Annotated in this window: 11 protein-coding genes; 8 read left to right on the top strand and 3 right to left on the bottom strand. The window is 65.4% G+C overall.

The features are described from left to right. Window positions 1–19 precede the first annotated feature (19 nt). The 3 genes from katG to ACR9ZJ_RS11545 all read right to left on the bottom strand — a co-directional run bounded on the left by katG (window position 20) and on the right by ACR9ZJ_RS11545 (window position 3301). Window positions 20–2269, bottom strand: a complete 2250-nt coding sequence (gene katG / locus ACR9ZJ_RS11555) for a catalase/peroxidase HPI (protein WP_481287828.1) — start codon at window positions 2267–2269, stop codon at window positions 20–22. Between the two features lie 143 nt (window positions 2270–2412). Then, a complete protein-coding gene (locus ACR9ZJ_RS11550; protein WP_481281585.1) occupies window positions 2413–2823 on the bottom strand; it encodes a VOC family protein in 411 nt (136 codons plus the stop codon). A 28-nt stretch (window positions 2824–2851) separates the two neighbouring features. Next, window positions 2852–3301, bottom strand: a complete 450-nt coding sequence (locus tag ACR9ZJ_RS11545; RefSeq protein WP_481281584.1) for a helix-turn-helix transcriptional regulator — start codon at window positions 3299–3301, stop codon at window positions 2852–2854. 160 nt (window positions 3302–3461) lie between these two features. Here ACR9ZJ_RS11545 and ACR9ZJ_RS11540 point away from each other — a divergent pair, with 160 nt between their 5' ends. From ACR9ZJ_RS11540 to ACR9ZJ_RS11505, 8 genes are all read left to right on the top strand, one after another. Next, window positions 3462–4769: an MFS transporter gene (locus ACR9ZJ_RS11540; RefSeq protein ID WP_481281583.1), complete on the top strand. Its 1308-nt coding sequence runs from the start codon at window positions 3462–3464 to the stop codon at window positions 4767–4769. Between the two features lie 187 nt (window positions 4770–4956). Continuing rightward, window positions 4957–5406: an ATP-dependent zinc protease family protein gene (locus ACR9ZJ_RS11535; protein ID WP_481281582.1), complete on the top strand. Its 450-nt coding sequence runs from the start codon at window positions 4957–4959 to the stop codon at window positions 5404–5406. After that, entirely contained in the window at window positions 5403–6338 is a 936-nt protein-coding gene (gene rimK / locus ACR9ZJ_RS11530; protein ID WP_481287827.1) for a 30S ribosomal protein S6--L-glutamate ligase, read from the top strand. The genes ACR9ZJ_RS11535 and rimK overlap by 4 nt, the downstream gene beginning before the upstream one ends. A 195-nt stretch (window positions 6339–6533) precedes the next feature. Beyond that, complete coding sequence (locus tag ACR9ZJ_RS11525; RefSeq protein WP_166699672.1) at window positions 6534–7220, top strand: response regulator transcription factor; 687 nt, start codon at window positions 6534–6536, stop codon at window positions 7218–7220. Continuing rightward, window positions 7204–8487: a sensor histidine kinase gene (locus ACR9ZJ_RS11520; RefSeq protein ID WP_481287826.1), complete on the top strand. Its 1284-nt coding sequence runs from the start codon at window positions 7204–7206 to the stop codon at window positions 8485–8487. The genes ACR9ZJ_RS11525 and ACR9ZJ_RS11520 overlap by 17 nt, the downstream gene beginning before the upstream one ends. Before the next feature lie 142 nt (window positions 8488–8629). Then, window positions 8630–10981, top strand: a complete 2352-nt coding sequence (locus tag ACR9ZJ_RS11515) for a TonB-dependent receptor (protein ID WP_481281581.1) — start codon at window positions 8630–8632, stop codon at window positions 10979–10981. Then, entirely contained in the window at window positions 10981–12588 is a 1608-nt protein-coding gene (locus tag ACR9ZJ_RS11510; RefSeq protein WP_481287825.1) for an esterase-like activity of phytase family protein, read from the top strand. The genes ACR9ZJ_RS11515 and ACR9ZJ_RS11510 overlap by 1 nt, the downstream gene beginning before the upstream one ends. A gap of 12 nt (window positions 12589–12600) precedes the next feature. Beyond that, a complete protein-coding gene (locus ACR9ZJ_RS11505) occupies window positions 12601–13476 on the top strand; it encodes a hypothetical protein (protein WP_481281579.1) in 876 nt (291 codons plus the stop codon). The last annotated feature ends 37 nt before the right edge of the window (window positions 13477–13513 follow it).

The raw sequence follows: 13513 nt of genomic DNA, 5'->3' as shown, positions 1-13513 counted from the left end.
CCCTGCACGGCCTTCGCTTTTACTTCCGCAGGTCGAACCGGTCGAGGTTCATCACCTTCGTCCAGGCGGCCACGAAGTCGCCGACGAACTTCTCCTGCGCATCGGCGCTGCCGTAGACCTCGGCCAGCGCGCGCAGGATGGAGTTCGAACCGAAGACCAGGTCCACACGGCTGCCGATCCATTTCAGCTTGCCGGTGCCGCGCTCGCTGCCTTCGAACGACTCCCGGGCGGGGGAGGTCGGCTTCCACACCGTGCTCATGTCGAGCAGGTTGCGGAAGAAATCGTTGGTCAGCGTACCCGGCCGGTCGGTGAAGACGCCTTGCTTGCTGCCCTCGACATTCGCGCCGAGCACACGCAGGCCACCGACGAGCACCGTCATTTCCGGTGCGGTCAGGGTCAGCAACTGCGCCTTGTCGATCAGCAACGCTTCGGCTGGCACGCTGTAACGACCCTTGACGTAGTTACGGAAACCGTCGGCAACGGGCTCCAACGGCTCGAAGGAGGCGACGTCGGTCTGTTCCTGCGAGGCGTCGGTGCGACCCGGGGCGAAGGGGACGGTGACGGCATGGCCGGCATCCTTCGCCGCTTTCTCGACGGCCGCGCTGCCCGCCAGCACGATCAGGTCGGCCAGGGAGATCTTCTTGCCGGCTTGCGCGCCATTGAATTCGGCACGGATGCCCTCCAAACGGTCGAGCACCTTCGCCAGTTGCGCAGGCTGGTTGACCTTCCAGTCCTTCTGCGGCGCGAGACGAATGCGCGCACCGTTGGCTCCACCGCGTTTGTCGCCGCCACGGAACGTGGAGGCGGAGGCCCATGCGGTCGAGACCAGCTCCGACACGGTGAGGCCGGAGGCCAGCACCTTCTCCTTGAGCTGCTTGATGTCGTTCTCGTCGACCAGCGGGTGGTCGACCTTGGGTACCGGGTCCTGCCAGATCAGTTCCTCGGCGGGCACCTCGGGACCGAGGTAGCGCGAGCGCGGCCCCATGTCGCGATGGGTCAGCTTGAACCAGGCACGCGCGAACGCGTCCGCGAACGCTTCCGGATGCTCGAGGAAGTGGCGTGAGATCTTCTCGTAGGCGGGATCGAGGCGCAGCGAAAGATCGGTCGTGAGCATCGTGGGCTTGCGGTTGGGACCGCCGTGCGCATCGGGGATGACATCGCCGCTGTCCTTCGCCACCCACTGGTGCGCGCCGGCCGGGCTCTTCGTCAGCTCCCACTCGTGCTTGAAGAGATTTTCGAAGAAGAGGTTGCTCCACTTCGTCGGCGTCTGCGTCCAGGTCACTTCCAGGCCGCTGGTGATGGCGTCGCGACCGACGCCACTGCCATGGCTGTTCTTCCACCCCAGCCCTTGCTGTTCGAGGTCGCCCGCCTCGGGTTCGGCCGCGACGTTGGCGGCGTCGGCCGCGCCGTGGGTCTTGCCGAAGGAATGGCCGCCGGCGATCAGGGCGACGGTTTCTTCGTCGTTCATCGCCATGCGCGCGAAGGTCTCGCGGATATCGTGCGCCGCGGCGATCGGGTCCGGCTTGCCTTCAGGGCCTTCCGGATTGACGTAGATGAGACCCATCTGGACCGCCGCGAGTGGGTTTTCCAGGTTACGTCCGCCTTCGGTGCGGTCTTCTTCCTCGCCGTGCAGCTCGGGATCGGCGACCAGCACGCCTTCGCTCTGTGGCGTGACCTTGCCATAGCGATGGTCGCCACCGAGCCATTCGGTCTCGTTGCCCCAGTAAACGTCCTGGTCGGGTTCCCAAGTGTCCTCGCGTCCGCCGGCGAAACCGAACGTCTTGAAGCCCATGGTTTCCAGGGCGACGTTGCCGGTGAGAATCAGGAGGTCGGCCCACGAGATGCTGCTGCCGTACTTCTGCTTGATGGGCCAGAGCAGGCGTCGCGCCTTGTCGAGGCTGACGTTATCGGGCCAGCTGTTCAGCGGAGCGAAGCGCTGCTGGCCGCGACCGCCGCCGCCACGTCCATCGCCGATGCGGTAGGTGCCCGCACTGTGCCATGCCATGCGGATGAACAGCGGACCGTAGTGGCCGAAATCGGCCGGCCACCAGTCCTGCGAATCGGTCATCAGGTCGGCCAGGTCTTTTTTCAGCGCCGCGAGGTCGAGCTTCTTGAATGCCTCGGCATAGTCGAAGTCCGGCGCAAGGGGGTTGGACCGGGACGAATGCTGGTTGAGCAGGTCGACCCTGAGGCGCTTCGGCCACCAGTCGTTATTGGTCGTGCCGCCGCCGGCGGTGTGATTGAAAGGGCATTTCGCTTCGCTCGACATCAGGAGGTCTCCTCTGGCTTGCCGGGACGAAGGATCGAGCGCCGGCGACTCGTGGTTTACCTAGTGCCTGGATCATGGCCCGATTGCGAGCATTGCAGAAATTGATTGATCTTATGATGACAAGAGGCTGAGCCTATCGAGAACTAGCGCAACTCCTGCAACCGGATTAGGTTTCCCGCTGGATCTCGGATGGCGCAATCGCGAACCCCATACGGTTGTTCGGCCGGTTCCTGGACGATTTCCGCGCCGCTGGCTTGTATCCGGTCGAAAGCCTCGTCGAGGTTCCTCGTGGCCAGCAGGAGGATGGCGAAGGTGCCCTTGGCCATCATCTCGGCGATCGTGCGGTGCTCATCTTCGGTGACGCCGGGCGAAGCCGCCGGCGGGTACAGGACGATGGAGGTATCTGCCTGGTTGGCGGGGCCGACGGTGATCCAGCGCATGCCGTTGTAGCCTACGTCCTTGCGAACCTCGAAGCCGAGGATGTCGCGATAGAAGCCCAGGGAAGCCTCGGGGTCGTTGTGTGGCAGGAAGCTGGCGTGGATGGCGATGTCCATGGCGACGGTGCTCGTTGGTTGGGAGCGGTCATGCTAGCCGTCGCACCGCGGCGCGCGCTTCTCGATTCCTGACCGGTCGCGTGACCTGTTTCGCCACGCACGATGGCATGCCGGAAACCGCCTGCGCTTCGCGCTCGCGATAGACGCTCGGAGGCATGCCGACCAGTTCGGTGAAGCGGGTGCTGAAGGTACCGAGCGATGCGCAACCGACCGCGAAGCAGACATCGGTGACACTCAGGTCGCCGCGACGCAGCAAGGCCATCGCACGCTCGATACGGCGCGTCATCAGGTAGGCATAGGGCGATTCGCCATAGGCGAGCCGGAATTGCCGGCTGAGGTGGCCCGCGGACATGTGTACGCCGCGTGCAAGTGCTTCGACGTCCAATGGCTGGGCGTACTCGCGGTCGATACGGTCGCGGACCCGGCGTAGCCTTGCCAGGTCGCGCAGGTGCTGTGTCGGGGCCGGCCGGTCGCTCACGCGGCGGATCGTGACACGCCACACCTTCTTCCCTCAAGCCTGTTGACGCTATCGGCATCGGACAAGCCGTACGGCACGGTCCTGCCGCCGTACTCCGTCCGGGTGATTTCTTTCGAGCGATAAGCCCCTATAGTCGCGCGATCACTCCCCGGACGTCCCCATGAGCGCCATCATCGATACCGACATGACCGACCGCCGACCGCTGGGCCGCGGCGATGCGAAGACACTGATCCTGTCCGCGCTGGGCGGCGCGCTCGAGTTCTACGACTTCGTGATCTTCGCCTACTTCGCCAAGACGCTCGGACACCTGTTCTTCCCACCGGGAACCTCCGATTGGGTGGCGCAGTTGCAGGCCTTCAGCATCTTCGCCGTGGGCTATCTCGCGCGGCCACTCGGTGGCCTGGTGATGGCGCATTTCGGTGACCGCGTCGGCCGCAAGCGCATGTTCACGCTCAGCGTGTTCCTGATGGCGGTACCGACCTTGTGCATCGGTTTCCTGCCCACGTACGCGACGATCGGCGTACTGGCGCCCGTGCTGCTGACACTGTTGCGCGTGGTGCAGGGCATCGCCATCGGCGGCGAGGTGCCGGGTGCATGGGTCTTCGTCGCCGAGCACGTGCCACGGCATCGGGTAGGCCTGGCGTGCGCGAGCCTGAGTTCCGGCCTCACCTTCGGCATCCTCATCGGTTCGCTGGTCGCCGCCGCCATGAGCGCCCGCATGTCCGAGGCGGCGATGCTCGACCATGGCTGGCGCATCGCGTTCCTCCTGGGCGGCGTGTTCGGGTTCTTCGCGGTGTACCTGCGCCGCTGGCTCAGCGAGACCCCTGTATTCGCACGCATGCGCGAGCGCAAGGAACTGACGACGGAGTTGCCCGCATGGGTCGTCCTGCGCGATCACCTGCCGGGCGTGGCCCTGTCGATGGTCGTCACCTGGGTGCTCACGGCGGCGATCGTCGTGGTGATCCTGATGACGCCGACGCTGATGCAGACGGCCTTCCATGTCGAGCCGGCCCGGGCCTTCACCGGTGGCAGCCTCGCCGCGTTTTCCCTGTGCGTCGGTTGCGTGCTCGGCGGTCTGCTGGTGGACTGGCAAGGCAAGGCGCGCGCGATGCTGGTGGCTTCGGTGGGACTGGCCGCCAGCACCTATGCGTTGTACTTCGACCTGAGAAGCGGCGGCACCCATCTGCTTGCGCTGTATTCGCTGGCCGGGCTGTTCGCGGGCGTGGCCGGCATCGTGCCATCGGTGCTGGTCGCCGCCTTTCCGCCGGCCATCCGTTTTTCGGGTATCTCCCTGTCGTACAACGTGGCCTACGCCATCTGCGGCGCGGCTACCCCGGTGCTGGTGGGCTACCTGGCGAAGACCGCGGGCGGGCTGGGGCCCGCGCACTACGTCGGCCTCGTGGCCCTGATCGGCGTCGCCAGCTCCCTGTACATGATGCGGAAGGGGCAAGGCATGGCCCCGGGTTGAGTCGTTCGGCCGCTTTTCGCGTTTCACGTATTTTTCATGCCCGTGACGAAGGCGGTCCCTCCGGCTGTCGGTACAGTTGCGCCGGCTTCGTACCTTCGGCATCCTTTTCCCATCGAGGCATGCCGCCGCGAACATGGGTCGTTCCCCGCGACCCGCCGTCGTCCCCCTACCTGTCGCTCCAGACCCCATGACTGACGTCATCACCCTAGGCTGGCGCGAACGGCTCGCACTTCCGTCGCTCGGCATTCCCGTCCTCAAGGCCAAGCTCGATACGGGCGCGCGCTCGTCGTCGCTGCACGTCGAATGGCTGAAGGTGGACCAGCGCTCCGATGGCACCTGGCTACACTTCCAGGTGCGGACCACGCGCAAGGGTGGGGTGTCCGCGCCCTGCGAGGCGAAGGCGACAGGACAACGATCGGTCACGGACTCGGGCGGTCACACGACCACGCGCTGGTTCATCCGCACGGAGGTGGAACTGGCCGGCCGCCGCTTCATGGCCGACGTCAACCTGACCGACCGGCGGCACATGCTGTTTCCCCTTCTGCTCGGCCGGACCGCCCTCGACGGGCGCTTCCTGGTCGATCCTTCGCTTTCCTACTCGCAGACGCCGCGCCGCGCCGTCCGGGACCCGTCATGAAGATCGCCATCCTGTCGCGCAACGCGCGGCTCTACTCCACCCAGCGGCTGGTGGAGGCTGCGCGCAAGCGCAAGCACACGGTGCGGGTGATCGACCCCCTGCGTTGCTACATGAGCATCGCGCCACAATCGTTCGCCATCCACTTCAAGGGCAAGCCGCTCGGCCCGGTGGACTGCGTGATCCCGCGGATCGGCGCCTCCAGCACGTTCTATGGCACGGCGGTGCTGCGCCAGCTGGAACTGATGGGCGTCTTCACCCCGAATCCGTCCGATGCCGTGCTGCGCGCGCGTGACAAGCTGCGCTGCCTGCAATTGCTGGCGGCCCGGGGCGTGGACATGCCCCTGACCGCCTTCGGCGACAATCCCGACGACACCGCCGACCTCATGGCGATGCTTGGCGACCCGCCGCATGTCATCAAGCTCAACGAGGGAACCCAGGGTGCCGGCGTGGTCCTGGCCGAGAAGCGCTCGGCGTCGCAGAGCGTCATCGAGGCGTTCCGCGGCCTCTACGCCAATTTCCTGGTCCAGGAGTTCATCCGCGAGGCGAATGGCCAGGACCTGCGCTGCTTCGTGGTCGGCGACCAGGTGGTGGCCTCGATGCAGCGATCGTCGGCGCCGGGCGAGTTCCGCGCGAACCTCCATCGAGGCGGCAGCGCCGCCCAGGTGACCCTGACCGAGGACGAGCGCCGGGTGGCGATCGAGGCGGCCTCGGCGCTGGGCCTGGAGGTGGCCGGCGTGGACCTGCTGCGGTCGTCGCGCGGGCCGCTGCTTCTGGAGGTCAATGCCTCGCCAGGATTGGAGGGCATCGAGGGCAGTACCGGCGTGGACGTGGCCGGTGCCATCGTCACCCATTGCGAGGCCCGGCTGGCCGGGCGTCCGGCGGTGCCTAAGGCCCGTCGGCCCAAGGCGCCGAAGGGGTTAACAGCGATTTAAAGGGCGCTCCCCTATAAAGGTCCCACTGTGATTCCGCGACGCGGGGTGACGGTATCGGGGCAGTAGTTCTTTCGGCCCGGGCGGGTTCCCCCCGCCCGGGCCTCTCTTTTAGTTCTGTCCGCTTCACGGTTTCCCCGTTAAGCTTGCCGTCGCAATACTCATAAGACTCAAAGCGACCGCACAACGGAGTGCCGCATGCGCGTTCTGGTCATCGAAGACAATACCGACATCGCGACCAACATCGGGGATTACCTCGAGGATCGTGGTCACGTGGTCGATTTCGCCGGCGACGGCGTCACCGGCCTGCATCTGGCCGTGGTGCACGATTTCGACGTCATCGTGCTCGACCTGACCCTTCCGGGGATGGACGGGCTCGATGTCGCCAAGAAGCTGCGCCACGAGGCGCACAAGCAGACGCCCGTGCTCATGCTCACGGCGCGCGACTCGCTGGAGCACAAGCTCACGGGCTTCGAATCCGGCGCCGACGATTACATGACGAAGCCGTTCGCCTTGCAGGAGCTTGCCGCGCGCCTGGAAGTGCTGGCGCGGCGCGGCAAGGGTCCGCAGAGCCGGGTGCTCAAGGTCGGTGGCCTCACCTACAACCTCGACACGCTCACGGTGACCCGCGAGGGCAAGTCGATCCAGTTGAACCCCATCGGCCTGAAGCTGTTGCAGGCGCTGATGGAGGCCAGCCCGTCCGTGGTGACCCGCCAGGATCTCGAACAGCGCGTCTGGGGCGAGGAACTGCCCGATTCGGATTCGCTGCGCGTGCATATCCACGGGCTGCGTGCGGCCATCGACAAACCCTTCGAGAAACCGCTGATCCACACGCGTCACGGTATCGGATACCGCATGGTCGATCCGGATGCGGTCCAGGCGTAAGCTTCGTTTCCGACTGATCGTCACATTCACGCTGTTCGGGTTCGGCCTGAGCGCGCTGTTCGCGTTCGCGGCGATCAACATCCGTGAGCGCGTCGAAGAACAGTTGATCAACTCGGCCCTCCAGGACGAGGTCGATTCGCTGAACGAGCAGGTGCGCGCGAATCCCAATGAGCGTCCGCAGTTCAACATCGTCAAGGCGTCCACCTTCAGCGACCGCACGATCTACAAGGCGCCGCTGACCTGGCAGTCGCTCGACACCGGCGTGCACGATCTCTACGAGACGGACAAGGACGGCAAGAACCACCACTACAAGGTGGCGGTGCGGCGCGAAGGCGGCATCATCAACTTCCTGCAGTTCGACGTCTCGCGCGACGAACTGGGCAAGCGCCAGTTGATCACCAGCGTGGTCGCGGCCGTTTTCCTGTTCGGCCTGTTTTCGCTGGTGCTGGGCGTGTGGTTGTCCTCGCGCGTCCTGCGGCCAGTAACGGACCTCGCGCGTCGCCTGCGCGATTTCCGCCGCGTGGGCAAGGCCGAGGCCCTGGCCCCGCATTTCGCCGACGACGAGGTGGGCGAACTCGCCGTGGCCCTCGACGAATACGCCATGCGTCTGACCTCGGTGGTCGAGCGCGACCGCGAATTCAATTCCGACGTGAGCCATGAATTGCGCACGCCGCTCGCGGTCATCGCCAGCACCACGGAACTGTTGCAGGGCTCTCCGGATCTCACCGACAAGCTGCGCGAGCGCCTGAAACGCATCGAACGCGCCTCGCGCCAGGCCACCGAACTCATCGAAGCCCTGCTCCTGCTGTCGCGTGCCGAGCGCCGCGGGCCGACGCGTGGCGAGACCACGGACGTGGCCAGGGTCGCCGCAGACGTCATCGAAAGCCAGCGTCCGCAGATGGGCGGCAAGCCGATCGAGATCGAACTGATCGTGGACGGATCGGTCACCGTGAACGCGCCCGCATCGGTGCTCTCCGTGGCCTTGACCAACCTGATCGGCAACGCGATCAAGTACACGATGGAAGGCAAGGTCACCGTGCGTGTCCTCGATGGCCACATCGATGTCATCGATACCGGCCCCGGGATCAAGCCGGAGGATGCCGAAAAGCTCTTCCAGCGCGGCATCCGCGGCGAAAGCGCCACCGGTGGCGGGGCGGGCCTCGGCCTCGCCATCGTTCGCCGCCTGTGCGAACTCTACGACTGGGACGTTTCCCTGCGTCCCCGCCCCGAGATGGCCGGCGCGATCTCCACGATCGACTTCCGCTAGGTGGGGGGAGCCGGCGCGGCTCCCTTCGTTGTCATCTCAGCTGTCATCAAGATTTCATTTGGACGCCCGACTATCCAACGCTTCCACGGCGTGTACCGGGCTGCCTCAGGGGAGGGGTTGCGGCGCGTCAGCGTGAGTAAGGATGCCGCTCTTGTTGAAGCAGACCGTTCTGGCCATCGCCCTGGGCATGGCTTTCGCTTCCGTCGCCCATGCGACGGATACCGACTCCACGGCCGATGCCGCCGCCACCGCGGCCAAGCGCGACAAGGCGCAGGATCTGGACGCCGTCTCCGTCATCGGTACGGGTGAGACGCGCCAGGTACAGCGCCTGCGCACGTCCGACCAGAAGGTGCTTCCGCCGGGAACCAGCCTGCAGAAGGTGTTGAACGTGCTGCCTGGCGTCAATGCGCAGTCCGCCGATGCGCTGGGCACCAACGAACAATCCATGACCCTGAGCCTGCGCGGCTTCAGCGGCACGCGGCTGGGTTACACGCTGGATGGCATGCCGCTCGGCGACAGCGCGTACAACAACTACAACGGCCTCTCGATCAACCGGGCGCTGATCTCCGAGAACTTCGCCGGCGCGGAGCTTTCCGAAGGCATCGGCAATCTTGGCACGCCTTCCACCAGCAACCTCGGCGGCACCATCGCCTATAGTTCCAGCGATCCGCTCAAGACCATGGGTGGCCGCGTCGTGCAGGGCTTCGGCAGCGACCAGAACCGCCACACCTTCGCCCGCTTCGATACCGGCGAGTACAACGGGTTCTCGATGTACCTCTCCGGTGCGCGCACCACCTCGGACCTGTGGAACAACCAGAGCGTCTACAACGGTTCGACCACGAAGCAGTTCAACGGCAAGGCCGTGTGGGACTTCGACTGGGGCCGCCTCACGGGCTTCGCGGACACCTCGCGGACCTCGCAGGCCGATTACTTCTACCTGTCCAAGAGTGAACTGGCACGCGGACTCGGCTGGGATTGGGGCGGTTACGCGCCGGACTGGCAGCGGGCGATCGGCAAGGCGTACTGCAACGCGGGTACGCTCAACGCGAAGCTCTGCGACAAGAGCGGCGCGGACACCGATGCGGACGGCGCGTTCACCGCGGGACAGATCCTGCGCGACGACGACCTCTATTACCTTGCCGGTGACTTCTTCCCCAGCGATTCGGTCACCATCCATGCCCAGGTCTATCATCACGAGGATGCCGGCGAGGGACACAACTGGAACAGCGGCACCTATTCGTACCCGGGTACGCCGCGCCAGTTGCCGATCATCTTCCGCAACACCTTGTATACGATCAACCGCTCCGGCGCGATCCTCTCCGCCGCATGGGATGTCGCCAACCATCACGTCGAAGGCGGCGTGTGGTACGAGCACAATGTCTCCAGCGCCTCGCGCTACAGCAGCTATGTGAGCGGGCCGCGCGACCTGAGCGCTCCCATCGACAGCACGCCGGACCTCGGCGTTTTCGCGCAGCGCACGGTATGGAACACGCGACAGGCCTTCCTGCAGGACACGATCCGTTTCCTCGACGATGCGCTTGCCGTCGATGTCGGCGTGAAGAGTCCGCACGTCACGTCCCAGGCCACGGCGCTTCCCGGTGACGCGGTGCAGCCGATCAAGCCCACGTCGAACAACCAGTTCGCCAGTGGCAAGCTGAGCGCGAGCAAGGCCCTGCTGCCGCAGTTCGGCGCGCGTTACAAGATCGCCGACGGCCAGGAGGTTTTCGCCAGCTTCGCGAAGAACATCGCGATGTTCCAGGGCGGTTTCAAGCTCGGTCCGCAGGCGGTGAGCCAGGCCATCTGGGATACGCAGGGCGATCTCAAGCCCGAGAAGTCACGCAGCCTGGAAGCCGGCTATCGCATCGAGACCGGTCCGGTGGCCGCCTCGGTGGCCGCGTACAACGTGCGCTTCGACAACCGCCTGCTCCAGTACAACCCTTGTGATTCGCGCCAGCCGGTCGGTCCGTCGTGCGGCAACCGCTTCTACAACGTGGGCGGCGTGGACAGCCATGGCGTGGAAGTGACCTTCGTCTGGACACCGACCGATCATCTGCGCTGGTACAACTCGGCCTCGTACAACCGCTCCACCTATGCGAGCGACTACGTGCAGGCCGGCGTCGTCCAGCACACCAAGGGCAAGATCCAGGCCGACACGCCGTCCAAGCTCTTCGCGACGCAGATCGACTGGACGCAGGGGGCGTGGTTCGCGTCCTTGCGTGGCAAGTACACCGGCGAGCGGTTCTACACGTACACGAACGACCGGGGTTTCGGCGGCTTCACCGTATGGGACCTTTCCGGTGGCTACGACTTCGGGCCCGTTTCCTTCGCCAAGGACATCCGCCTGTCGATCAACGTGACCAACCTTGGCGACAAGCGATACGCAAGCAACTTCGACTCCAGCGCCTTCGTGCCCAGCGATCCCAAGGGCACCGCGTACGTGTTCCACGCGTCGGCGCCGCGCCAGTACTTCGCCAACCTCGACGTGCGCTTCTGATGTCGCGCCTGGTCGCCGGCCTGAGCGTGGCGCTCCTGCTGGGCAGCGCCGCGGCGCAGACGGGCGAGGTGCGCGTGCCGGATATCGTTTCGGCACCGTTGCCACGCACCGTCCGGATGGGCGATACGACCTATGTCGACAAGGGTCTGGTCGCCGCGGGATCCCTGCCGGCGAGCACGCTGGATTTCCTTGGCGACACGCTTGGCTCGTTCTCGTCGCTGATGATCGAACCGGGCAGTTGGAAGCGTGAAGGCGACACGTACACCGGCGTGCTATGGACGCTACCGGATCGCGGTCGCAACGACCCGGAGCACGACGTGTTCTTCGATTACCGGGGACGCTTGCATCGGTTTCGCTTCAGCATGACGGTGGGGCGGGCGTCATTCGCCGCTGAAGCGGCTCCCACAAAAGGCGCGGTGTCGCCGATGCACGGCGCTGCACTCACACAGGGCTCGGTGCCCACGCACGGTGCGGCGCCTGCACCGGGGGCGCGTCTTGTGTTGGTGCCCGACGGTGGGCGCGAGTTGCGCGACTTCGACGGGAAGCCGTTCACGGGAGCGGAGCCACGAGGCGGCCTGCGCACGGAGCGTGGCGTCGTCCTGCCTTCGCCTGCGACAGGAGTGGGCGCCGGCAAGGTGTCGCTGGATGCCGAGTCATTGCAGTTCACCCGCGATGGCGGCTTCTACGTGGGTGACGAGTACGCGGCCAACGTCTATCGATTCGACGCGAAAGGGCGGCTCACCGGCATCATCGTTCCGCCGAGGTCGGTGCAACCGCTCGACACCGATGGCAAGCCCGACTTCACCTCCCTGCGTGCACCCGCCAGTGGCCGGCGCAATAACCAGGGTGTCGAAGGCATGGCGCTTTCGCCGGATGGCGAACGCCTGTTCGTCGTGTTGCAGAGCGCGCTGGTTCAGGACAGCGCTCCTGGCGACGCCTCGGGCCGCACGCTCACTCGAGTACTCGTCTACGACGTGAGCCGGAATGCGGTGCCGAAGCGCCCCGTGGCGCATTACGTGGTTCGCCTTCCCGCATACGACGACAAGGGCGACGGTGGCGCGCCGAACAAGACGGCGGCGCAGAGCGAGATCCGCGTCATCGACGATCATCGTTTCCTCATGCTCGCCCGGGATGGCAACGGCTACGGTGCCGACAATGGCAAGCCCATCGTGTTCAAGAGCGTGTTGCTGGTGGATACGGACGGTGCCAGCAACCTCGCGGGAACCACGTACGAGACGTCGACGACGTCGGTGCTGGGACAGGATGGCGGCCTGCGCGCCAGCATCCATCCGGCCAGCTGGAAGCCGCTGGTCGATCTGCTGGACCCGACCGACCTCGCCCGCTTCGGACTTTCGATCGAACGCGACAAGCCGGGCATGGCGATGCTGTCCGAGAAGTGGGAAGCGATGGACCTCGTTCCCGTGCTCGACCCGAACTATCCGGACGACTGGTTTCTCCTGGTCGGCAACGACAACGACTTCATCGCGAAGCACTGCGTCATGGAAGGCCGGCGCTGCGATTCCGCCATCGATAACGACAACCGCATCCTCGTGTACCGGCTGACCTTGCCGGGCATGCGTTCCACCGCCGCCTCCCACCACCACTGAAGGGTCATGCGCATGATGAAACGTACGGTTCTATCCCTGCTGTCGGCCACGCTGCTGCTAGGCGCCACGGCCAGCCACGCCAACACGCCGGCCTACGTCGACAGCAAGGAATACAAGGTGCTGCTCGATCCCACGCGCTTCGCCAGCAATCCGTCCAGCGCGGCGGCGACGCTCCTGCACGATGTCTCGGTGCGCCTGTCCGCGCTTGCCTTCGACAAGACGATCAGCGGCAGCTTCAGCGCGGGCGATCGCGACACGCTGGCCTATTACGACACGCCGCACAGCTGCTCGCTGATGAATCGTGGCTACTCGGTGCGTACGCGCGCCGGCGACCACAACGACATCCAGTTCAAGTTCCGCCATGCGGATGAAGAGTTGTCCTACTGGACGGACGTATCGGGTGCGGGCAAGAACAAGGAGACCAAGTTCGAGACCGACGTCACGCCGGGCAGCCTCGTGCTCGCGCATTCCACCAAACAGGATGCGGCCACCACGCCCACCACCGTCTCGGCGCTCATCAAGCAGTTCCCGGGTGCGTCGGCGTTGTCGGATATCTCCACCGCCGGACTTTCGCCGGTGGCGGGCGTGACGGTGACGCAGCAGGAATACGACGGCCCGGAATCCGATATCGGTCAATCGGTGGCCGAATTCACGCTTACCCTGTGGTACGTCAACGGCGCGTCCGCTCCCTCGCTCGCCGAGTTGTCGTTCCGCGTCGAGGCCGACGCGGACAACTACTTCACCACGCCGGTGCTCACCCGCTCGCAGACCTTGAACAAGGCGATCGGCTCGATCGGCAACGGCTGGAACATCGCCAACGACGGTGGCAAGACCAGCTGGCTCTACGCCTATAAGTCGTCCACCTACCCGAACGGCTTCTGCAATTAAGCGTCCCAAGGTGAAGGCCTGTCTCTTATACACATCT

It is taken from the genome of Luteibacter sp. KNZ12-1A (assembly GCF_056755675.1).
Note: the sequence above shows the minus strand (reverse complement) of the source record. Positions and strands in the feature narration are given on the sequence as shown.

Coding starts and splice junctions, on each gene's coding strand:
- katG (WP_481287828.1), bottom strand. CDS start 2,269: ATGTCGAGCGAAGCGAAATGCCCTTTCAATCACACCGCCGGCGGCGGC.
- ACR9ZJ_RS11550 (WP_481281585.1), bottom strand. CDS start 2,823: ATGGACATCGCCATCCACGCCAGCTTCCTGCCACACAACGACCCCGAG.
- ACR9ZJ_RS11540 (WP_481281583.1), top strand. CDS start 3,462: ATGAGCGCCATCATCGATACCGACATGACCGACCGCCGACCGCTGGGC.
- ACR9ZJ_RS11535 (WP_481281582.1), top strand. CDS start 4,957: ATGACTGACGTCATCACCCTAGGCTGGCGCGAACGGCTCGCACTTCCG.
- rimK (WP_481287827.1), top strand. CDS start 5,403: ATGAAGATCGCCATCCTGTCGCGCAACGCGCGGCTCTACTCCACCCAG.
- ACR9ZJ_RS11525 (WP_166699672.1), top strand. CDS start 6,534: ATGCGCGTTCTGGTCATCGAAGACAATACCGACATCGCGACCAACATC.
- ACR9ZJ_RS11520 (WP_481287826.1), top strand. CDS start 7,204: ATGCGGTCCAGGCGTAAGCTTCGTTTCCGACTGATCGTCACATTCACG.
- ACR9ZJ_RS11515 (WP_481281581.1), top strand. CDS start 8,630: ATGCCGCTCTTGTTGAAGCAGACCGTTCTGGCCATCGCCCTGGGCATG.
- ACR9ZJ_RS11510 (WP_481287825.1), top strand. CDS start 10,981: ATGTCGCGCCTGGTCGCCGGCCTGAGCGTGGCGCTCCTGCTGGGCAGC.
- ACR9ZJ_RS11505 (WP_481281579.1), top strand. CDS start 12,601: ATGATGAAACGTACGGTTCTATCCCTGCTGTCGGCCACGCTGCTGCTA.